This window comes from Chryseobacterium sp. S90 (assembly GCF_047444895.1).
Classification (GTDB): domain Bacteria; phylum Bacteroidota; class Bacteroidia; order Flavobacteriales; family Weeksellaceae; genus Chryseobacterium.
Genome location: NZ_JBLGCX010000001.1, coordinates 1522002 through 1544909, shown reverse-complemented (window position 1 = coordinate 1544909; position 22908 = coordinate 1522002). Strand labels below are relative to the sequence as shown.

The window sequence follows — 22908 nt, the reverse complement described above, 5'->3', positions numbered from 1 at the left end:
ACATTAAACCTTGAACAATGAACATTAAACATTAAACCCTGAATTATCAATTACCATTCATCACATATCATTAAAGTTTGTATATTTGATAAGTTTGTGTAAAATCAAAAATTATCTTTAATGAAAAAGCTAAATATTGGAATACTTGCCCTTTCAGGTATTGTATTTCTTAATTCGTGTGGTGCAGCAAAGACTGCAGGGACAGAGAATAAAACAGAAGCTACGGCAAAAGTGGCTGAACCGGTAAAAGAAGAAGCAAAGGAAGAGGGAATCAATTTATCGTATATGGATACCAGTGTCCGCCCGCAGGATGATTTTTTTAGCTACGTGAACGGAAATTGGGTGAAAACTACTCAGATTCCTTCCGACAAAGCAAACTGGGGTTCTTTCAATGCTTTGAGAGAAAATGTGGATGATGCTTCATTAGATATATTAAACAAAATCCTTACAGAATCATATCCTGCCGGATCAGAAGGACAGAAAATCCAGAATTTGTACGCCTCTTTTATGGATACCAATAAGAGAAATGCAGAAGGGCTGGCTCCTATCAAGGCTGATCTTGCTAAAGTAGATGCTATTAAAAGCCTTAACGATCTTCAGAAATACCTTTTGGACGCAACAAAATTAGGTGATAACTCTTTCTACGGATGGAGAGTGGGTGCTGATATGAAGAATTCTAATATGAATGCGGTGTATCTGGGTGGCCCGGATCTGGGATTGGGAAGAGATTATTACCAGAAAATAAACGAAGCAAACACCAAAACACTGGCGGAATATCAGACCTATGTTGGAAAACTATTCGGAGTGTTAGGTTATAAAAATTCTACTCAGGCTGCACAGAATGTAGTAGACTTTGAAAAGCAGCTTGCCAACTACTTATTGACGCTTGAGCAGAACAGAGATGCCAACTTAAGATACAACCCTAAAAATGTATCTGAGTTATCTGGCCTTGTGAAAAATGTTGACCTTGCAAAATATCTGAAAGATGCTGGTGTAAATACAGACAGAGTGATTATTGGTGAACTGAAGTATTATCAGAATATGGATCAGTTTGTAACACAGAAAAATCTTCCTTTATTGAAAGACTACCTGAAATACCATATCATCAACGGAAACGCAAGCAATCTGAATGACAGCTTAGAACAGATCAGATTTGATTTCTATGCGAAATATTTACAGGGACAGAAAGAACAGCGTCCAATGAACAAAAGAGGGCTTACCCTTGTAAATGGTGTTCTTGGAGAAGCTTTCGGGAAATTGTATGTAGACAAATACTTTACTCCTGAAGCTAAAAAGCAGATGGAAACCTATATTGATTACCTTTTAAAATCATTCAAATCCCATATCGCAAACATAGACTGGATGTCACCTGAAACCAAAGTAAAAGCTCAGGAAAAACTATCCAAGTTTACCGTAAAAATTGCTTACCCTGATAAATGGAAAGATTATACACAGTTAAAAGTAGAATCACCAAAAGAGGGTGCAACGCTTTATTCTAATCTTCAGAATGTAGCAGCATGGCAGTATCAGAGAAGCTTAGATAAAGTAGGAAAGCCCGTTGACAAAACAGAATGGGGAATGTCTCCACAAACTGTAAATGCATACTACAGCGGATCAAACAACGAAATTGTATTCCCTGCAGCAATCCTTCAGCCGCCTTTCTACAATCCTAAAGCTGATGCAGCAGTGAACTTCGGAGGAATCGGAGCCGTTATCGGTCACGAAATTTCTCACGGATTTGATGACAGCGGTTCACGTTTCGATGGTGATGGTAACCTTAACAACTGGTGGACAGATGCGGATCGTAAAAACTTTGATGCAAAAGTAGGTCAGCTGGCAGCTCAGTACAGTGCTTATGAACCTGTAAAAGGAAGTTTTGTAAATGGTAAATTTACAAGTGGAGAAAATATTGGTGACTTAGGTGGAGTAGCTGTTGCTTACGATGCCCTTCAGATGTATTTAAAAGATAAAGGAAACCCGGGAAAGATCAGCGGATTTACTCAGGATCAGAGATTCTTTATGAGTTGGGCAACCGTTTGGAGAACCAAAGCAACTGATCAGTATATGATCAATCAGGTGAAAACAGACCCGCACTCTCCGGGAATGTTCAGAGCTTTTGGTCCATTGGTCAATCAGGATTCATTTATTAAAGCATTTGATATCAAACAAGGGGACAAACTATATAAAGCTCCTCAGGACAGAATAAAAATCTGGTAATTTTACCTTAGAAATTGTTAGAAAAGAAAGAATCCGTCTGCATAAGACGGATTCTCTTTTTTTTAATATTCTTTCTTATAATTCCGGATAACAAACTTTATTCCGGTTTCTATAATGTCTCCCATGCTTTTACAGTACTTGAAATTGACATCGTAGGTGAGTTTTTGTAAAGCAGTTTTTAGTTCTGTAACATTGGCTTCCGGTGCAATATTGTCTTTTTTCATAATAGAAATAAGTTCATCAAATCTGGTTTTGCTGCTGGTCACTCTTTTTACGATCTGCGAACGTACTTCTTTACGGTATTGCTCTATAGAACTTGGCTTCAGTTTTTCCAGTACCATATTTACCATTTGACTGTTTTCCTTGAAGTACTGCGGAAGGTAAACTTTCAGATTCCCCTCATAAGTTTGCTGATCAAAATCGATGGGACGAATTCTGTAAATGACCTGGTCAAAATCATGTATTGGAATTACAACATAATTATAAGATCTCATATCGCCAAGAAGCCCGATGAGACAACGTTCATTGAATTTTACAAATTCCTTGGAAATCTGTGCCTTTTCCAGTTCCGTACAGTTGTGCAGGTGTTTCTTAATAAAAACATCACCGGGAATTCCTAAAATATGCTCTTCAATCAAAGTGTTTTTGTAAACCAGAAAGTTGATCCGGTTGGGAGAAAGCAAATCCTCAAGTTCCAGTCCGAATATTCGGGAAGCATCCGCCTGTTTAATATAAAAATTAGTATAGTTATCGTTAAGTATATTTCTTACCCGAACCCGAAACGGTTTAGAATTTCCGAAGGTACAAAAGTCAATCGTATCCACTTTCAGATAAGGCAGAGTAGCAGTATCCCCATCAGAATGGAGAAGAGTGTAAATCTTATTTAAATTAGCCTCTATTTCTTTAAACTCATATTCAGGATACAATACTCCAAGCCACAAAGTATCTTTACCGTCTTTATCCAGAATGCTCACACTATCGCTAAACCTTAAGAGGTCTTCATACAGAAACCTGATCTGCGTTGTTCTGTTATATTTTTCCAGATATTTCTGTAATGCTTCTGAAACTGGAAATATGGGTTTTCTGAACGCTATTTTTACATCTTTCATGACACAGTTCACTTTGATTAAATATAAAGATTTTTTTGTAATCATTGAGGAATCCTTATTTTAACATTCATTGGATACTTTTGTATAAGAACAGAGCGGACAAAATTTTATTTATTTTTTCTTGAATTTTTTTATTTATTTTTTCATAGCTTAGTGATATCGTAATATGGTGATTTTATGTTGAATAAATGTAGATAAATTTAGATGATCCAAGAAAAATCTTAGTAAAATTTTTTATGTTACAGTTTTTTTTTAAATTTAAACACTGGATTGGTAATTTATTTGATTCATCTGTAAATTACTCAAAGACAGATCCAAACCAGAATAAGAAATCTCAAAATAACAATAATATGGCAATGTTTAATTATGGTGTTGGCGGAAACGAAGTAAAAGTAGACGCTAATGAAGCTATTCAGGAAATACAGGAAAATAAATCACTGATAGTAAGCCAGCTTACAACAGAAGAGTCTTATACTCCTGAAATCGTAACAGGATTAAAAACAGTGGAAGACGTTTTCAAACATTTTCAGCCTTCAATATCGGTACAACACGAAACAGAAGACGGAGGAATGGTAGAAGAAGAATTCCGTTTTCAAAACCTTGGAGACTTTACCCCTAAAAGCCTTACTCAGAAGTCAGATTATCTGCAGCAGCTGAGCATGGAGCAGGAGCAGTACAATAAAATAGTACGTCAGCTGAAAACAAACAAAATTCTACGCAATATGCTGGAGAACGATCAGACAAGAGCAGCGTTCGTAGAGGTATTGAAAGAAGTGGCACAAGAACTTGAAAAATAATTAAAGACTTACATTAAATCATGGATAGCAAATTACAGGCACAAGAAAGCCAGCAGCAGGGTCAGCAGCAGCACTCGGGACAACCGAAAGGCAACCCGCTTGCAGAGCTCAATAAAATGGGAGGATTTGGCTTTGTTGAATCCGTTGTAGACGGTATTGCCAATATGAACCCAACAAGAAAGGCAAGAAAAGAAATCTTCCTGAATGACAGCAATAAAGCAGACGAAAGAAAAGAACTTCTTCAGAAGATCAATCTTTGGGTAAACCTTTTAGAAGGAAGCGAATCTGCAGATAAAATGGCCGATACATGCAAAAGTAAAGCACAACAGGCCGATCAAAACCTAAAAACAAACTTAAAAAATACACTGGATGCCGTTCGTCTGTTGGAAACCAACTATAGAACAGTAGCTCAATTCTACAAAAATACAGAATTGGATAAAGTGGATAACGTAAGTATCGTAAATGCAAGCCTTGATCAGGTTTCTGATCTGGATAATCCTTTGTTCATTGATGCAATCTCAGAAGAATTCAAAAATTATTACGACCGTCTTGACCTTAGAGATAACTATTCAATCCTTGCAATACCAGGATATTTAGGATCCAATAAGGTCATCGAGAAATGGGCAAAAATCTGTAACGAAAACAAAGTAATGATGGTTACAGACTTCGCCAACCTTGATAAGCCGGATGACGTAGTAGACTTATTCCACTCTGCCAATCTTACAGGAGGAGAACTTCACAGAAGTAACGTTATTATGACGTGTAACTGGCTGGTAGGACGTGGTAAAGCTGAAGAAGTAGGGGAAGAAGAAAACGTAGAACTTCCACCTTCTACTTCACTAGCAGGAAAAATCCATAAAACCCTGATGTCTCAGGTAGCAGCAGGTAAAAAACACGGGAATATCAACGAAGTAGACGCTGTAAAATTTGAATTGAAGAAAAGTGAAATTTCTCAGTTGGAAAAAATGGGTCTTGTACCAATGGTAAATGAGTACGGAAAAATTATGGCTTTCTCAGCAAAGACCTTATTTACAGGAGACAATATCGGTCTTCAGACGTATTCCGTAGTTCGTGTATTCGATTACGTAACCAAAGTACTTCTGGACTTCCTGAACAGAAGAGCTTTTGAAAACTGGAATGCTAAAAACGAAGACGATTTGAGAAGACAGATCGTAACTTTCCTTGATAATATCAAAGGACCAGACAAATTGATTGAAAAATTCAAAATTGTTCGTTTCGAGCAGGATAGAGTAAACAAAGACAGAGTATGGCTGGATATCCGTATGACGCCTTATTTCCCTACAAAAAGTTTCGTTATTAAACTTGACGGACACAAGGGAGATGACGGTAACGAATGGGATGCAGAATATACTCAGGAGTAACATCAACGTACTTCATATAACAAAAACCGATGCAATTTTACATCGGTTTTTTTTCAACCAACACCTATGAAATTTAATATGAATAAGAAACTTATCATTGGCTTACCCGCTATATTGATGGTACTTTTGATAAGCTGTGAGAAAAAATACCAAAGTCCCGGCCAATACGAAAATGATCTTTTTGCAGATGAACGCCAGGAAGGAAAGGCATACATCATGAATAAAGATGAATGCTTTGATGGCAGTGAACTGGTCATTGCAAGTTCAGACGTAAAACTGGCAGACAGTTCAAAAGGCCGTGGTAAATCATTCTACCTTTACAAAGTAAGATCTGGAAAAGTATTAAAAACAGTAAGAGATTCCACCGTAGAAATGCCTATGTTGTTTTTATCCCAATATAAATTAAAGATAAAAAACACAGATTCCATGTACGTTTACCTGAAGAATCTGGAAGGATACCGTTTTTTAAAGAAAGACAGAAACCTTAATTATCAGTGGCTAAAAGCTGCTCCGGTATACTCTGTGAAAGCTGATAAATAAATTTTATCTTTGCCAATTGAAAATACTTCGTAATCTAAGTTCATGAGGTATCACATAAAAAGCAAAACAAAAATTTTTGAAGAAGGATAGCAGAAATTCAGATTTTCTACACATTGGCAGCAAAATTCTGGGATGGTACAGCAATAATGCAAGAGATTTGCCTTTCAGACAGACAAAAGATCCCTACAAAATCTGGATCTGTGAAATTGTGTTTCAACAGACGAGAATCAATCAGGGATTGAATCATTATAATAATTTCATTAAAAGGTTTCCAGACGTAAAAACGTTGGCAGAAGCTGAAGAAAATGAAGTGCTGTTATATTGGAAAGGATTAGGCTATTATTCCAGAGCGATCAATATCCATAAAGCAGCCCGGCAGATCATGAATGATTATCAGGGTATTTTTCCTGAACAATACGAAGAAATTTTAAAACTTAAAGGAGTCGGGAAATATACAGCAGCCGCCGTTTCAAGCATATGTTTTGGTGGGAAAATGCCTGCTGTTGACGGGAATTTTTATCGTGTTCTGAGCCGTCTTTTTGCCGATAATTTTGATATTTCTAATTCAAGAGCTTTCACCTATTTTTCTGAGCTGGCTGCTTTGGTGATGCCGGAAAATGTAGGTGATTTTAACCAGGCGATGATGGATATAGGCTCAGAAATCTGTAAACCTAAAAATCCACTTTGCACAGAATGTCCCATCAATGAAGACTGTCTGGCATTTGCTATGCAGAAAATTTCAGATTATCCGGTAAAAACAAAAAAAGTAAAAGCAGAAGATCTTGCTTTGACCTATTATTTTGTTCACAGAAACGGAAAGTTTCTGATCCGTCAGAGAGCAGATGATTTTATATGGAAGAAGTTATTTGAGTTTCCTGCAGCCATTTCTTCGGATATGGAATCATTCATTACGGGTTCAAAGACGGTTGCTCATAAACTTACCCATAAGAATTTAAGCATTGAAATATTGAATGTTGAGGTTACTTCACAAAAGATATGGAATGATTTTATCGCTGAAAATCAATACCTGATTACAGATGTTGAAGGCTCTCACGAAAAATCGTTTCCGAAGCCTTTGGAAAATTACATTCAAAACTCTCTGAAAGACTGAAATTTGTCTTCTGAAATCTGAAATCTAATTTGTACTTTTGCAAAATGATTAAAAAAGTCATTTTTATTTTTGTATCACTGCTTTTAATTTCATGTGGAAAAGACCCTTCACCAAAACCTTATGGAGAACTGCGTCTTGAATATCCTGCACCGAAATACCAAAAGTTTGAAAACGATTGTGCCTATACCTTTGAGTACTCGGACTTTGCTTCTATTGCCCCTGCTAAAAAACCTTGTTGGTTCTATGTGAATTATCCTAAAATGAAGGCAAAGCTTTTCGTTACCTATTACCCTATACAAAATGACTTTGCAGACCATATCAAAGAAGCTGAAAAAATGGTATATGAACATACCATCAAAGCCAGTTCTATAGATACAAAATCCTTTGAATACCCTGAAAAGAAAGTATACGGGAATTTCTATGAACTGAAAGGGCAGAGTGCTTCTAATCTTCAGTTTTACATTACGGACAGTACGAAACACTTCGTTACTGCTTACTTATACTTTAATACGAGACCGAAACCGGATTCTCTTGCGCCTGCTGTGAACTATATCAAAAATGATATGAAACACATGCTGGACACTTTTGAATGGAAAAAATAATTACTTTTAATATACATTGAAAAATATATGAAACTTTTAGTTGTAGGAAGTGTTGCATTTGATGCAATTGAAACACCATTTGGTAAAACGGACAAAATTTTAGGAGGTGCAGCCACTTATATCGGAATCACTTCATCAATTTTAGGCGTTAAATCCGGAATTGTTTCTGTAGTAGGAGGAGACTTTCCACAAGAACATCTGGATATGTTCACAGACAGACATGTAAATATCGAAGGAATTGAAATCGTAAAAGAAGGAAAAACTTTCTTCTGGTCTGGAAAATACCACAATGACCTGAACACAAGAGATACTCTGGCTACAGAAGTAAATGTACTTGAGAATTTTGATCCGAAAATCCCGGATTCTATGCAGGATGCCGAAATTTTGTTACTTGGAAACCTACACCCTGGAGTTCAGTTATCCGTACTTGAAAAAATGAACAACCGTCCAAAACTGGTTATCCTTGATACCATGAACTTCTGGATGGATTCTGCATGGGATATCTTAATGGATATGATTGCGAAAACAGACGTCATTACGATCAATGACGAAGAAGCAAGACAGCTTTCAGGAGAATATTCTTTAGTAAAAGCAGCAAAAAAGATCCACACAATGGGACCTGAGTATGTAATCATCAAAAAAGGAGAGCACGGAGCTTTGCTTTTCCATGACAATAAAGTATTTGCTATCCCGGCACTTCCACTGGAAGATGTTTTCGATCCAACAGGAGCTGGAGATACTTTTGCAGGAGGTTTTGCGGCTTATCTTGCTAAAAAAGAGAAAATAGATTTCGATACAATGAAATCCGCTCTTATCGTAGGATCTGCTATGGCTTCATTCACTGTAGAGAAGTTCGGAACAGAAAGAATAGAGGAGGTAAGCGAAGCAGATATGTTCAGCAGATTGAGACAATTCAAAGAATTAACGACTTTTGATGTTGAACTGCAGTAAATAAGTCTTTTTAAGAAATATTTATAATAAAAAATTGAGTGAAATTCGTTAAGAATTCTAAATTTGCAACTTGTTAAAATAGTAAAATGACAAATAAACTAAAAATCACTTTTCTTCTTGGGATTTTCATCATGATATTCTCTTCAAATATGATGAATGCCCAGCTAAAACAAGGAGATTTGGTGGATGGTATTGCAGCTGTTATCGGGGATGAGATTGTTTTGGAATCTGATGTACTTGAGCAAATGAATTATGGGAAACAGCAGGGGGCTGCCAACACAGATAAATGTGAGTTCCTGGAAAACCTTATCAGCAACAAGCTTCTTGTATATGAAGCAAAAAAAGATACCTTAATTGAAAACCGTTCTGCAGCAATCAAAGAACAGGCTAATGCAAAATACCGTCAGTTGCTTTCTCAATTTCCGGATGAAAAAACATTGCTTGCCGCGTATAAGTTCAGAAATGCTTATGAAATGAAAAATGCTATCGAAAAGATAGATACTGACCAGTATTACGGACAGGCAAAATATCAGAGAGTTACTGAGAAAGCAGACGTAACTCCAAATGAGGTTACTGACTTCTATAACATGTATAAATCACAGTTGCCACAGGTAAAAGATGAAGTTACTTTAGCTCAGATTATGATCTATCCTACTTTAACGGAAGCACACAAACAAGAGCTTATCAACAGATTGAAAAAGATCAAGCAGGATATTCTTGGAGGGGAAACTTTTGAGAGCCAGGCAAGAATCTATTCTGAAGATGAAGGGTCAGCTGCTAACGGAGGATTATATAAAAATATAAACAAAGGGCAGATGGTAAAGCCATTCGAGGCTGCTGCACTGAACCTTCAGGAAAATGAAATTTCAGATCCTATTGAATCAGAATTCGGATTCCATATTATTCAGTTGCTGAAAAGATCAGGTAAAGTGTACGATGCAAGACATATCTTGTTAAAAGGAGTACCTACTGATGATGAGCTTAAAACTGCAAAAGCAAAACTAGACAGTATCAGAGGTCTTATCGTGGATGGTAAAATGACTTTTAAAGATGCTGCTTTTAGATTCTCAGATGATAAAAGAACAAAATTCAATGCAGGGGTAATTCCTGGAGCAGATGGTTCTGATAAAATTGAAAGAGAAAGTATTCCGGGAACAATCAGCTACGAATTAGCAGGATTGAACAAAGGAGACATCACTACAGCTTTTGAAGATGAAGAAAATAAGAGAAAGGAGATCAAGATCATTAAAATTGAAGATGTGATTCCTTCTCACCAGATTACACTGGAAACTGACTTCAGCAGAATCAAGCAGATGGCATTGAATAAAAAGAAAAGTGAAATGGTTGAAAAGTTTGTCAACTCTAAGTTACCAACAACTTTTATCTCTATTGACGGACGTTACGACAGTTGTAGCTTTAAGTCTAACTGGAAGAAACAATCCATGGCAAAATAAAATAAAAACCTTCAGAAATTCTGAAGGTTTTTTTATGCCTTTTATCTAAGATGATTGCTTTAAGCTGCATTCAAATTCTTAATGAAAATATTACCGTATATTCTCTTGAAAACCGTTGTTTTTAGTATTTTTACACATGAGCAATTTTATAGATTTTAACGCTGCAAAAAAACTTCATGATATGGTGGCTACCCAAAATAGAATTTCAACCCTTTTTAATATTAAATATCCCATTATTCAGGCAGGTATGATCTGGCATTCCGGATGGAGACTGGCTTCTGCGGTTTCCAATTGCGGTGGATTGGGTTTAATTGGAGCAGGAAGTATGTATCCTGATATCCTGAGAGAAAATATCCAGAAATGCAAACAGGCTACAGATAAACCTTTCGGTGTAAATGTACCGATGTTATACCCTAATATTGAAGAAATCATTCAGATCATTCTTGAAGAAGGAGTAAAGATTGTATTTACATCAGCAGGTAACCCGAAAACTTATACAGAAACCCTTCAGAAAGAAGGAATAAAAGTAGCTCACGTAGTTTCCTCTACCAAATTTGCTGTAAAATGTGAAGATGCCGGAGTAGATGCTATTGTTGCAGAAGGTTTTGAAGCAGGTGGACATAACGGAAGAGATGAAACAACAACATTCTGTCTGATTCCAAATGTAAAAAAACATATTTCTAAGCCGTTAATTGCTGCAGGAGGAATTGCTTTAGGTTCACAAATTAAGGCTGCTATGATTCTTGGGGCAGACGGTGTACAAATCGGTTCCCGTTTTGCTGCCACTACAGAAGCCAGTGCCCATGAAAACTGGAAAAAGAAAATCACAGAACTGCAGGAAGGTGACACTCATCTTACTTTGAAGGAGCTGGCACCTGTAAGAATGGTTAAAAATAAATTTTTCAGTGAACTGGAAGACATCTATCAGATCGGAAGAAATAAAGAGGCTTTGGTTGCCTCATTGGGAAGAGCCAGAGCTAAACGCGGAATGTTTGAAGGAGATATGGAAGATGGCGAGCTGGAAATTGGCCAGGTTTCTGCCCTGATTGATGAAGTTCTTCCGGTGGAAACTGTTTTCAATCATTTGTTGAAAGAATTTGAAGAAGTAAAAATGCCAACTTTTTAAATATAATTTTATTCAATGGAGGGAAGAATAATTGATGTAAAGGGTAAAAAATTATATATAGAACACAGTAATCCGTTTGAAGGCAGACCTACCATTGTTTTTCTGCATGATTCATTAGGTTCAGTGCAGCTTTGGAGAGACTTTCCAGCCAAATTATCCGAAACGACACAATGCAACACTCTGACATATGACCGCCTGGGCTATGGAAAATCAAATCCGATGCTTACTCATGAAAGACCGGTAAATTATATGGAACAGGAAGCTGATCTGTTGAATCACTTATTGATTGAATTAAATATTGATAACGCTATTCTTTTCGGACACAGCGATGGAGGAACAATAGCCTTAATTACCGCTGCCAAATATCCCGAAAGAGTAAAAGCTATTATCTGTGAAGCAGGACATATATTTGTTGAAGACGTTACTTTAAAAGGAGTGTATGATGCCTGGGACGCTTACAAAACAACCAATCTTCCGGAACGCTTACAGAAATACCATGGGGATAAAGTAGAAACACTTTTCAGAGCATGGACGGAAACCTGGACACGTGAAGACTACAGAACCTGGAATATTGAATATCTGTTGAAAAATATCGTAGCTCCATTATTATTTATACAGGGAGAAGCCGATGAATACGGAACATTGGATCAGGTTGAAAAAACTGTATCTCAGGTAAGTGGTTATGCTGAAAAATATATTATTCCCGGTATCGGGCATACACCGCATAAAGAAGTTCCTGAACTTGCATTGAAGAAAGCAGCAGAATTTATCAGTAAATTTTTTTAATAGAGAATTAGCTGTAACAATATTGATAAGACATCTTGTAATCAGGATGTCTTTTTCAATGGGAAAGCTTAAAGATATACTATTGAATTAAAGTAACTGAAGTTCCTCAGCAATATTTTCCTTTGCCTGGGCTTCATATTTCTCCTTAAAATGATCTGTTTTAAAGATGCTTTCGAGTTCCAGAAAATGCTTGAGTACCTTTTTTCGTCCCGGTTTATAAAGAAAATCAGGATAAATAGAATACTCCTTCCTTATATTCTTAGTGTACTCCAAATAGGTTTTAAAATCTTTTCCCAACACAGAAAGGTCAGCATCTAAAAGATAATTGGTGTCCTCACGATCAGACTTCTGGTGCGATTTTGTGGCAAGAATCTGTTCCGAAATAATTGAAATGTTATTCTTATCTAAATGAAGTTCGGCAAGCCTTTTTTCTGCTTTGTCCGCACTTTTCTCTTCGTTAATTTTGGAAGTTGCATCGTAGATAACGTCATGGTAAAAGACTGAAAAAGAAATAGCCGTAAAATCTGAGATATTACTTTTCACCGCTTCAAGTTCACTGAACATGTTTTCAAGATGAAGAAGATTGTGATAATGTCTTCCTTTTTCAGAATATTTAGTTTCAATCTCCTTCCAAAGATTGTTAATCAATTGCTCATCTTCTGTAAACAAACAACAAAGCTTGTCAAATTGATTTTTCAGATTCATAGAAATAAGGGATAAAAAAAGGAACTTTTAAAAAGTTCCCTGATTTGCTTCCAGAACAGCCTTCAGCTCAGCCCAGCCTCCGCCGTTATAACCGTCCTTTAATCCTTGAGCATTAAGATAATCCAATGCCTTTCCGCTTCTGTTTCCACTTCTGCAGAATAAGATCACAGGCTTTTCAACAGATAGAATCTCATCCTGTCTATCTTCTACTTCACCAAGAGGAATATTCTTAGCACCATCTATATTACCGTCCATTTCAAGCTCCATTGGCTCACGAACGTCTATTAATTCATAGTTTCCGGATTGTATTACTTCTATTAAAGACATAGTTGTTGGGTTTAAACATTAAATTAGAAACGAAATTACGCAATTTTTTTTTGAAAAAAATCCTAATTAAAACATAATTTTTCAGAAAAGAAGCAGGATAGAAACAGGAGTTCGGACGAAGCTCCACAGAAATCTGAAGATTGATAAAATAATCTTAATTTTGCAGTGTGAAATTATGAATGCAGGCGCTGAAAAATATTCCCAACTGATAAAGTCCAAAGCAAAAAGTTTTGGATTCCAGAGTTGTGGCATTTCTAAAGCTGATTTCTTGGAAGAAGATGCTCCTCATCTTGAAAAGTGGCTGAAGAACAATTATAACGGCGAAATGAAGTACATGGAAAATCATTTCGATAAAAGACTTGATCCCCGACTTTTGGTTGAGGGCTCCAAATCTGTTATTTCACTTTCATACAACTACTTTCCCGAGGAAAAAATTTCAATATTAGAAAATTATAAGATCTCAAAATATGCGTATGCAGAAGATTATCATGAAGTAATCAAAGAGATTCTCCGGGAAATGGTTGCAGAGCTGCAGGAAGAAATAGGGGAGTTCGGGTTCCGTGTTTTTGTAGATTCTGCACCCATTATGGAAAGAAGTTGGGCGAGAAAATCCGGAATTGGCTGGGTAGGAAAAAATGCAAACCTCATTACCAAACAAAATGGTTCTTTTTATTTTCTGGCTGAAATTATATGTGATTTAGAACTGATTGCCGATCATACCACTACAGACCATTGCGGAAGCTGCAGAAAATGTATTGATGCATGCCCCACAGATGCTATAGTTTCTGAGAAAATTATTGACGGAAGCCGTTGTATTTCTTATGCAACCATCGAACTCAAAAATGAAATTCCTGATTACTTTAAAGATAAAATGGAAGACTGGATGTTCGGCTGTGATATCTGCCAGGATGTCTGCCCATGGAACCGTTTTTCAGCACCTAACAAACAAAGCCGTTTCCAGCCCAATGAAGCTTTGAAAAACTTCAAAAAAGGAGAATGGAAAGAAATTACCCAGGAAATTTTCTCGGAAATCTTCAGAAAGTCCCCCGTAAAAAGGACCAAATTTGCAGGTTTGAAGAGAAATATTGAGTTTTTAAAGAGATCTTCTGATTGATTTTTCCCGGAACTTTCGGTGACAATCCCTCCTTTGGAATTTTTTGTAGTTCCAAACCAGAGCTGATAATCGACCATTCCTTAAATTTTTGGTTCTAAGGAGGTAAAGATTTATACCAATAAGTTACTTGAAAAACCTTTCCTATAAAGAAAAATTGATTTTCAGGAGATCAGAATCTCACCGAAAATCAACGTTTTTTTTGTATTCTTTTAGGAGCTGTTTTTACTCTTACTTTAAACCTTTTTTGGGATTTGATAGTTTTACGCATATTTGTGAATATTTCGTAACTAAATATAGCTAATTTTTCGATTAAAACAAATACTTTTACTAAAAAATAAAGATTAAATTTTATTAAAACATGACTGTGAAAACTATATTAATGTATCTCCTGAAAGTGGTAGGAATTATTTTAGGAATTGTAGTGATTTATGTAATTCTTGGATTGCTGATTCCCTATATTCCGGTTTCGGCTAAAGATGATGGACAGAAGAAAGAAATTCCGATTTATATCTATACCAACGGAGTGCATACAGATATAGTAATGCCTGTGAAAAATGATCTGCAGGACTGGAGCCTGAAAATTCCTTTTGCCAATACAAAATCAAAAAAAACAGATTATCAGTACATCGGAATAGGCTGGGGCGACAAAGGATTCTATCTTGATACACCTACCTGGGCAGATCTGAAATTTTCAACCGCTGTGAAAGCTGCATTCTGGCTAAGTGATTCTGCAATGCACTGTACTTATTATAATACCATGAAAGAAGGAGATGACTGTAAAATGATTATGATCAGCAGAAGCCAGTATGAGAACCTGGTAAAATTTGTAGAAGATAAATTTGACAGAGATCAGAATGGTAACTTCATGTTGATTCCTACAAACGCAGTATACAGTGATAATGATGCCTTTTATGATGCAAAAGGTACTTATAGCTTTCTTTATACTTGCAATACGTGGTCAAATAATGCTTTAAAAGCTGCAGGACAGAAAGCTGCGCTTTGGACTCCATCAGATTTCGGAATTTTTCAGCACTATAAATAATTCATGAAAGGGATTTATCTGTTTTTCATTGCGCTTTGGCTGTGTTCATGTTCTCATGAGAAAAAAAACAGTATCATGCATACTGCTGAAATACCTGCTGTGGCCGAAAGGAAACCTGATGCTGACCTTTCCAGAACTAAAATGAAAGCTGAAGAAGCATTGAGGTTCTGTAATTCAAAGGATCTTAATAATGATTTCTGTATCCTTATCGATATGAGTCTCCATTCCGGGGTGAATCGCTTTTTTGTCTGGGATTTTAAAAATAATAAAATCTCAAAAAAATACCTGGTAGGTCATGGCTGTGGTTCCAATTCATGGAGTAAAGATGACTCTAAAGCAAATCCTGGATTCAGTAATGAGGATGGAAGCCACCTTTCATCCTTAGGAAAATATAAGCTTGAAGGAAGAGGGTACAGCGACTGGGGAATCAACATAAAATATCTGATGCACGGCTTTGAAGAAACAAACAGTAATGCTTTAAAAAGGTTTATTGTCTTTCATTCCTGGGATATGATGAGTGATGATGAAGTTTTTCCAAAAGGATCTCCCGAAGGATGGGGCTGTCCTACCGTTTCCAACAATGCTATGAAAGAAATTGATCCGATGATTCAGTACTCAAAGAAACCTGTACTGATGTGGATATATAATTAAACCTTTGTTATACCTTTGTTTTCATAACAATCATGTTAACTGATTCCTCCTTATGAAACATACCCTTTTCCGCGAACAACAGCTCAATTGTGATATAGAAACCGCCTGGAAATTCTTTTCTTCAGCCAATAATCTTTCAGAGATTACCCCGAAAGACATGGGCTTTATTGTATTGACGGAAATGGAAGATGATGAAATCTATGAAGGAATGCTCATCGACTATTATGTTTCCCCTTTGTTCGGTATTAAAATGAAATGGCAGACGGAGATCACCCACGTTGATTTTCAAAAAAGCTTTATTGATTTTCAGAAAAAAGGTCCGTACAAACTATGGAACCACCATCATGAATTTATTTCTAATGAAGAAGGCGTTCTGATGAGAGATACCATAGATTATGAACTTCCGATGGGGTTTTTAGGAGAAATTGCACATCGTCTTTTCGTTAAAAAGAAACTGGAACATATCTTTGATTATCGTTTCAGGGTTCTTAGTAAATTATTCTAGTCATACATAATCATTCAATAGGAACGGGCTTTAGCCCGTTCAGATAAATAAACCCTTCAACGGCTTTAGCCAAAATCTTTAATGACTTATTTTAGATTCCTACGGAATGACAAATACACGCATAAATTTAGCAGTCTCTTGTCATTCCATAGGAATCCAAATTCCAAATAATGGAATTATTCATCCATTGTTTAAGTTTTTTTAACAGTTCAATGGCCGTATTTCCCAATAGAAATCCCTATTTTTGCAGCGTTATCGTTTTTACTAAAAAACTAATGTGTTCTGGTTGACATGGCAGGTCTGAGGTCATTTTTCTTATTTTATATCATGCTGGTTTTTACCCTTTTCAATTCGAATTGGGCAGAAAAATCATTGCGGAATATTCCTCATGTTCCTCCTGTTACTAACATTCATGTTCTGGATGTTTACGAAGAGGCAGATATGAACACGCATGCATTGCCTGCTGCTGCTAAAATTGTAAAACATTCCGTCAAAAAAAGCGATTCTGCAATTGCAGATTTTTCAGGAATTTTAAAAGTTATTCCGAAAATCACCCTTCCGGAGATTGCTGTATCTACTATTTGTGGAGTCAAATCCTTTCTCCATCTCCTCCAATTGTACTAGATTTAAGTTATTGAAAATCAAATTACTTTAACGAAATTTTATAACTTAAACATTTAAAAATGTATTTTAAAACTGTAATAATTTGCCTTTTGGCAACATTATTCGCTGTGTCATGCAGTAAAGACAAGGAGAAAAATAATAAAAAAGACAAAGAAGTTCCCGTACTGGAAATCAAAGAAAAAGATACATTGGTGAGCAACCAGTTTGTCACTGATATCCAGGCTAAAAAGAATGTTGAGATGCGTTCCAGAATCGGAGGTATTATACAGCATATCTATGTAAATGAGGGACAATTTGTACATCAGGGGCAGGCTTTATTTAAAATCAATGATGCCGAGCTGCAGATGGAACTTCTGAAAGCCAATGCGGCATTAAAGCAGACTGAAGCTGATGTTCGTATTGCAGAAGTAGAACTGAAACAGATTCAGAGTCTTCATGCTAAAAAATTTGTGGCCAACAACGAGCTGGAAATGGTGAAGGCAAAGCTGTCTTCTGCTAAAGCAAAACATGCTTTCGCCGATGCGGAAAAGAGAACAGTTCTTCAGAAAATAAGCTTTACAAGAATCACGGCGCCTTTTGATGGGGTAATTGATGTGATTCCTCATAAAGACGGAAGTTTGGTAGAAAACGGTACGTTGCTGACTACGCTGTCTCAGCTGAATGAAGTATATGCGTATTTCTCAATCCCTGAAAATCTATATTTTGAGCTTTTGGCTAACGATAAGATCGGAAGTCACCAAAAGATAGAACTGACACTGCCGAACGGGGTCAATTACCAGTTCAACGGGGCTTTGAAAACCGCTGAAGGGGAAATCGACAGAGCTACAGGTTCCATCCGTTATAAAGTACTGTTCCCGAATCCGGACCGTCTGATCAAACATGGTACTTCCGGAAAGCTTATTATTTCTGAGCAACAGAATAACGCAATTCTTATCCCACAGAAATCAACCTTTTCCATTCAGGATAAGACTTATGTTTTTGTAGTGGATAAACAGAATAAAGTGAAAATGACCAGCATTAAGATCGGAACTACCTTAAGGGATTCTTATATGGTAGAAAACGGTCTTAAAAAAGGAGATTTAATCATTTATGAAGGTACTCAGTCTTTAAAAGACGGTGATATTATCAAAATCAAAAAGAAGTATTAACCTTTCATAATCTTTAAATCTATTTATTATGGTAGAAATGTTTATAAGACGAAAGGTTCTTTCGTTGGTTATTTCCATATTATTTGTACTGCTGGGAATAATGGCTTTATTAAAGATGCCTATTACCCAGTTTCCAGACATCGTACCACCTTCAGTAACCGTTACGGCAAAATATACAGGAGCGAATGCCGAAGTATCTGCCAATGCGGTAGCTCTTCCTCTCGAAAGGGCAATCAATGGAGTTCCGGGAATGACGTATATGTCTACGGTTACTTCCAATGACGGTCTTACTCTTATTCAGGTGTTCTTTGAAGTAGGAACAGACCCTGACGTAGCAGCAGTAAATGTTCAGAACAGGGTGACAACTATTCTTGATGAGCTTCCTGAAGAGGTGATTAGAGCCGGAGTTACCACTGAAAAAGAGGTGAACAGTATGCTGATGTACCTCAATATCACGAGTACAGATCCAAGCCAGGATGAGCAGTTCATCTATAACTTTACGGATATTAACGTCCTTCAGGAGCTGAAACGGATTGATGGAGTGGGGCGTGCCGAGATCATGGGGCAGAAAGAATATTCGATGAGAGTATGGCTGGACCCACAGAAAATGGCCGCTTACAATATCTCTGCGGATGAAGTGATTACTTCACTACAAAAACAGAATATTTCCGCAGCACCCGGAAAAGTAGGAGAAACGTCAGGGAAAACTTCCAGCCAGCTTCAGTATGTGATCAAATATAAAGGGAAATTTTTTGAGCCTAAACAATATGAAGAAGTTCCCATCAGATCTGATGTTGACGGAACTATTTTAAAGCTTAAGGATATTGCTAAAGTTGAATTCGGAGCGATGAACTACGGAATGGTTTCCAAAACAGACGGAAGACCCTCTGCATCTATTATGATGAAACAACGTCCGGGCTCTAATGCTTCCGAGGTTATTGAAAGTGTAAAGGCAAAGATGGAAGAATTAAAAGTAACATCTTTCCCTCCCGGAATGGAGTATAATATGGCTTATGATGTTTCCAGGTTTTTGGATGCTTCCATCAGTGCGGTATTGACAACCCTTATTGAAGCTTTTATTCTGGTAGGAATTGTGGTATTTATCTTCCTTCAGGACTGGCGTTCCACATTGATTCCTGTGTTAGCAGTTCCGGTAGCGCTTGTAGGAACTTTTGCTTTCATGAATATGCTTGATTTCTCTGTCAACCTTTTAACATTGTTTGCATTGGTTCTGGCCATTGGAATTGTGGTTGATAATGCTATTGTCGTCGTTGAAGCCGTTCACGTGAAAATGGAAGAAGGAATGAATGCTATGGATGCAACCATCAGCGCAACAAAAGAAATTGCAGGAGCAGTAATCGCCATTACCATCGTAATGTCAGCCGTATTTATTCCTGTGGCCTTCCTTGATGGTCCGGTTGGTGTATTTTACCGTCAGTTTTCATTGACACTGGCAATCAGTATTGTGATTTCCGGAGTGAATGCATTGACGCTTACCCCGGCGCTTTGTGCTATTATTTTAAAACCTCATGACCACAATAAGAAGAAAACAATTATTGACAGGGCTTTCCAGAGTTTCAATACAGGTTTTGAAAGACTGACCAATGGTTATGTAGGTATTTTATCAAAATTTGCGACAAGAACTACGGTTACTTTCGGACTGTTGTTTTTATTTGTTGGATTGACTTTTGTGACCAGTAAATTCCTGCCAACCGGATTTATTCCCATGGAAGATCAGGGAATGGTATATGTAAGTGTGACCACTCCACAGGGAGCAACGGTAGAAAGAACTGAAAAAGTACTGGATGAAGTCACTGTTATTGCCAAGAAGATTAAAGGAGTTGAAAATGTAACCACACTTGCAGGCTACAGTATTGTAACGGAAATCGCAGGCTCATCATACGGAATGGCGATGATCAACCTTAAAGACTGGAAAGAAAGAAATATTTCTGTGAACGATCTGATCACAGAGCTTTCTGACAAAACAAAAAGCATAGCTGATGCCCAGATTGAGATCTTTGCACCGCCCACAGTTCCCGGATTCGGTAATACCAGCGGCTTTGAATTGCGTTTGCTCGATAGAACCGGAGGAACCATTGAGAATACAGATAAGATCACGAAGGATTTCGTTAAAAAACTGAATGAAGCTCCTGAATTACAGAACAGTTTTACCAGTTTTGATGCTACATTTCCACAATATATGATCAATGTGGATTATGATATGGCAGCGAAGAAAGGAGTTTCAGTAGACAATGCGATGTCTACATTACAGACAATGCTGGGATCCTATTATGCCACGAATTTTATCCGTTTCAGCCAGATGTATAAAGTGATGGTACAGGCGAGTCCGGAGCATAGAGATACCCCTGAAAGCATTCTGAATTTATATTTAAAAAATGATAAAGGCGAAATGGTTCCCTTCTCTACCTTCATCACTATTGAAAAAGTGTACGGCCCCGAAGTACTGACGAGGTACAATATGTATATGTCTGCGATGATTAATGGAGAGCCTGCAGACGGTTACAGCTCGGGAGATGCCATTGCTGCCGTAGAGCGTGTTGCCAAAGAAACACTGCCGAGAGGATTTGATGTTGAATGGTCAGGGATGACGAGAGAAGAAATCTTATCTGGAAACCAGACTATTTACATTTTCGCGATCTGCCTTTTATTCGTCTATCTTTTACTGGCTGCACAATACGAAAGTTTCCTTCTTCCTATGCCTGTATTATTAAGCCTTCCAACGGGGATCTTCGGTTCCTATATCGCATTGGTGCTGGCGGGATTGGATAATAATATTTATGCACAGGTAGCATTGGTCATGTTGATCGGGCTTTTGGCTAAAAATGCCATTCTGATTGTAGAATTTGCAGTAGCAAGAAATAAACAGGGATACGATATCATTCCGGCAGCAATTGAAGGAGCAAGACAACGTCTGAGACCTATCCTGATGACCTCTTTTGCATTCGTGGCAGGACTTATTCCATTATGTATTGCATCAGGAGCGGGTGCAATAGGTAACCGTTCCATTGGTACAGCCGCGGCGGGAGGAATGTTGATAGGAACTATCTTCGGATTGGTAGTGATTCCGGGACTGTATATATTCTTTGCAAAACTTGAAAATAAGAAGAAAGATGAAAAGATTAAATCATAGAAATATAATATACGGAATTGCCTCACTGAGTCTGGTTTCATGTGCTGTTCCCAAAGTAACTGAGTTGAAAAAAGCGCAGGAGCTACCCAATGAAATCATCAAAACGGATAAAAATAAAACTTCGGATGAATTTCAGCAGATCAATCTGAAGGCTTACTTTACAGATCCGCAGCTGCTTGAGCTTTTTGACAAAGTAGTACAGGCAAATCCGGATTTCCAGATTGCACAGCAAAGAGTGGAAATTGCCAACAGTTTCCTTCAAAGATCAAAAATGGATTTACTGCCTTCTCTTGAAGTGGGAGTACAGGCTTCCGGCGACCGATATGGAAAATATACAATGGAAGGAGTAGGAAACTATGATACCAACCTTTCTCCTAATATTACAGAAAACCAGAAAATTAACAGGGATTTTACCCCTAATTACTGGCTGGGTGCAAGAAGCAGCTGGGAAATTGATGCATGGGGCAAGTTGAAAAATAAAAAGATTGCCGCTCAGAAGAAATATCTGGCTTCCACAGAAGGATTGAGATTATTACAGGTAGAACTTTTCACGGATATTGCCAATCTATATTACCAGCTGGTGGCTTTAGATAACCGTCTTGCCATTTACCAGAAGAACTACAACCTTCAGCAAAGAGCATTTGAAATTGTTCTGGCACAACGTGAGGTTGGAAAAGCTACAGAATTGGCGGTACAGCAGTTCAAAGCACAGAATAACAACTGGCTGGCAGAGATTGAACATATCAGAGTAGAAATCGTTACAGTAGAACAGGCTATTACTACGTTGACAGGAAGCTATGGCGGAGAGGTAAAACGCGGAAAAATATTGATGCCTACCAATATGGAAGTTTTAAATAAAACAATTAATGTAGAAGGAGTTATCCATTCCAGACCTGATGTAGCGGCGAATTATTATGTTTTAGAGGCTTCCCAGGCTGATGCAAAGGCTGCGAGAGCTGCTTTTTATCCTAAAATTGATCTTGGAGCCGGTTTTGGACTCAATTCTTTTTCTGTAGAAACATTCTTTAAACCAAGTTCATTGGCTGGGCAATTGTTGGGTGGATTGATGGTACCTGTTTTTAATAAAGGACAATTGAAGTATGAATTCAAAGTAGCGAGTAAAGAGCAGGAAATTGCTTTTTTAAACTACCAGAAAAGTATTACGACTGCTTTTAATGAACTTCAGTCGATTCTTAAACAGACTAAGATCTATGAACGGGTTTTGAAGCTGAAATCAGAAGAAGTAGGTTTTCTGGACCGCGGCGTAGAGGTTTCCAACGATCTCTATCTGACAGGATATGCCAATTATTTTGAGCTGATCAACTCTCAGAAAAGCAAACTGACTGCTGAACTGGATTTATTACAATTCCAGCACCAGAATACCAGAAATAACGTCCTGCTGTTTAAAGCACTGGGCGGGAAACTGGATTAATTTTTACTTTTTTTTACGAAAGGAAGCTGTCTTTTAGGCAGCTTCTTTTATATTTTAATGCTGTTCTACGGGTTCCCGTAATGGTAATTGAGATAATTAAGGGATATTGCGTTAGATTCTAACTTTATATAAGT

The 22908-nt window shown here is 37.3% G+C and carries 21 protein-coding genes; 18 read left to right on the top strand and 3 right to left on the bottom strand.

Annotation, left to right across the window (positions count from 1 at the left end; genetic code table 11):
- Window positions 1-120: 120 nt before the first annotated feature.
- Complete coding sequence (locus ACLMCG_RS07100; protein WP_413959314.1) at window positions 121-2217, top strand: M13 family metallopeptidase; 2097 nt, start codon at window positions 121-123, stop codon at window positions 2215-2217.
- Between the two features lie 62 nt (window positions 2218-2279).
- On the opposite strand, the gene ACLMCG_RS07095 is transcribed toward ACLMCG_RS07100, so the two are convergent.
- Window positions 2280-3326, bottom strand: a complete 1047-nt coding sequence (locus tag ACLMCG_RS07095; RefSeq protein ID WP_413959313.1) for a hypothetical protein — start codon at window positions 3324-3326, stop codon at window positions 2280-2282.
- Window positions 3327-3676: 350 nt separating this feature from the next.
- On the opposite strand from ACLMCG_RS07095, the gene ACLMCG_RS07090 reads away from it, so the two are divergent.
- The 9 genes from ACLMCG_RS07090 to ACLMCG_RS07050 all read left to right on the top strand — a co-directional run bounded on the left by ACLMCG_RS07090 (window position 3677) and on the right by ACLMCG_RS07050 (window position 12075).
- Window positions 3677-4123, top strand: a complete 447-nt coding sequence (locus ACLMCG_RS07090; RefSeq protein WP_223600537.1) for a type VI secretion system contractile sheath small subunit — start codon at window positions 3677-3679, stop codon at window positions 4121-4123.
- Window positions 4124-4143: 20 nt separating this feature from the next.
- A complete protein-coding gene (locus tag ACLMCG_RS07085) occupies window positions 4144-5505 on the top strand; it encodes a DUF5458 family protein (protein WP_309432700.1) in 1362 nt (453 codons plus the stop codon).
- A 78-nt stretch (window positions 5506-5583) separates the two neighbouring features.
- Complete coding sequence (locus tag ACLMCG_RS07080) at window positions 5584-6045, top strand: hypothetical protein (RefSeq protein WP_223600536.1); 462 nt, start codon at window positions 5584-5586, stop codon at window positions 6043-6045.
- Between the two features lie 76 nt (window positions 6046-6121).
- A complete protein-coding gene (gene mutY / locus ACLMCG_RS07075) occupies window positions 6122-7156 on the top strand; it encodes an A/G-specific adenine glycosylase (RefSeq protein WP_413959312.1) in 1035 nt (344 codons plus the stop codon).
- A gap of 44 nt (window positions 7157-7200) precedes the next feature.
- Entirely contained in the window at window positions 7201-7758 is a 558-nt protein-coding gene (gene gldD / locus ACLMCG_RS07070) for a gliding motility lipoprotein GldD (RefSeq protein ID WP_047377138.1), read from the top strand.
- A 27-nt stretch (window positions 7759-7785) separates the two neighbouring features.
- Window positions 7786-8709 (top strand): PfkB family carbohydrate kinase, encoded by a 924-nt coding sequence (locus ACLMCG_RS07065; RefSeq protein ID WP_413959311.1) that lies wholly within the window; start codon window positions 7786-7788, stop codon window positions 8707-8709.
- An 86-nt stretch (window positions 8710-8795) separates the two neighbouring features.
- Window positions 8796-10163: a peptidylprolyl isomerase gene (locus tag ACLMCG_RS07060; RefSeq protein ID WP_413959310.1), complete on the top strand. Its 1368-nt coding sequence runs from the start codon at window positions 8796-8798 to the stop codon at window positions 10161-10163.
- A gap of 136 nt (window positions 10164-10299) precedes the next feature.
- Window positions 10300-11289 (top strand): NAD(P)H-dependent flavin oxidoreductase, encoded by a 990-nt coding sequence (locus tag ACLMCG_RS07055; RefSeq protein ID WP_413959309.1) that lies wholly within the window; start codon window positions 10300-10302, stop codon window positions 11287-11289.
- Window positions 11290-11304: 15 nt separating this feature from the next.
- On the top strand, window positions 11305-12075 hold the full coding sequence (locus ACLMCG_RS07050) for an alpha/beta fold hydrolase (protein ID WP_413959308.1): 771 nt from the start codon (window positions 11305-11307) through the stop codon (window positions 12073-12075).
- Window positions 12076-12162: 87 nt separating this feature from the next.
- Here the strand turns inward: ACLMCG_RS07050 and ACLMCG_RS07045 are convergent, their stop codons facing one another.
- A complete protein-coding gene (locus ACLMCG_RS07045; protein ID WP_413959307.1) occupies window positions 12163-12744 on the bottom strand; it encodes a hypothetical protein in 582 nt (193 codons plus the stop codon).
- A 63-nt stretch (window positions 12745-12807) separates the two neighbouring features.
- Window positions 12808-13107 (bottom strand): rhodanese-like domain-containing protein, encoded by a 300-nt coding sequence (locus ACLMCG_RS07040; protein WP_047420452.1) that lies wholly within the window; start codon window positions 13105-13107, stop codon window positions 12808-12810.
- 175 nt (window positions 13108-13282) lie between these two features.
- Here ACLMCG_RS07040 and queG point away from each other — a divergent pair, with 175 nt between their 5' ends.
- From queG to ACLMCG_RS07000, 8 genes are all read left to right on the top strand, one after another.
- Complete coding sequence (gene queG, locus ACLMCG_RS07035) at window positions 13283-14221, top strand: tRNA epoxyqueuosine(34) reductase QueG (protein WP_413959306.1); 939 nt, start codon at window positions 13283-13285, stop codon at window positions 14219-14221.
- 358 nt (window positions 14222-14579) lie between these two features.
- Complete coding sequence (locus ACLMCG_RS07030) at window positions 14580-15263, top strand: TIGR02117 family protein (protein ID WP_223600529.1); 684 nt, start codon at window positions 14580-14582, stop codon at window positions 15261-15263.
- 3 nt (window positions 15264-15266) lie between these two features.
- Entirely contained in the window at window positions 15267-15914 is a 648-nt protein-coding gene (locus tag ACLMCG_RS07025; protein ID WP_413959305.1) for a murein L,D-transpeptidase catalytic domain-containing protein, read from the top strand.
- Between the two features lie 52 nt (window positions 15915-15966).
- Window positions 15967-16419 carry an SRPBCC family protein gene (locus ACLMCG_RS07020; protein WP_223600527.1) on the top strand — a complete coding sequence of 151 codons (453 nt, stop codon included), beginning with the start codon at window positions 15967-15969 and terminating at the stop codon, window positions 16417-16419.
- Window positions 16420-16710: 291 nt separating this feature from the next.
- Window positions 16711-17043, top strand: coding sequence for a hypothetical protein (locus tag ACLMCG_RS07015; RefSeq protein ID WP_414136867.1), 333 nt, complete (start codon window positions 16711-16713; stop codon window positions 17041-17043).
- A 59-nt stretch (window positions 17044-17102) separates the two neighbouring features.
- Complete coding sequence (locus tag ACLMCG_RS07010) at window positions 17103-18191, top strand: efflux RND transporter periplasmic adaptor subunit (protein ID WP_374200549.1); 1089 nt, start codon at window positions 17103-17105, stop codon at window positions 18189-18191.
- 28 nt (window positions 18192-18219) lie between these two features.
- A complete protein-coding gene (locus ACLMCG_RS07005) occupies window positions 18220-21342 on the top strand; it encodes an efflux RND transporter permease subunit (RefSeq protein WP_413959304.1) in 3123 nt (1040 codons plus the stop codon).
- Window positions 21323-22774 (top strand): TolC family protein, encoded by a 1452-nt coding sequence (locus tag ACLMCG_RS07000; protein ID WP_413959303.1) that lies wholly within the window; start codon window positions 21323-21325, stop codon window positions 22772-22774. The genes ACLMCG_RS07005 and ACLMCG_RS07000 overlap by 20 nt, the downstream gene beginning before the upstream one ends.
- Window positions 22775-22908: the final 134 nt, after the last annotated feature.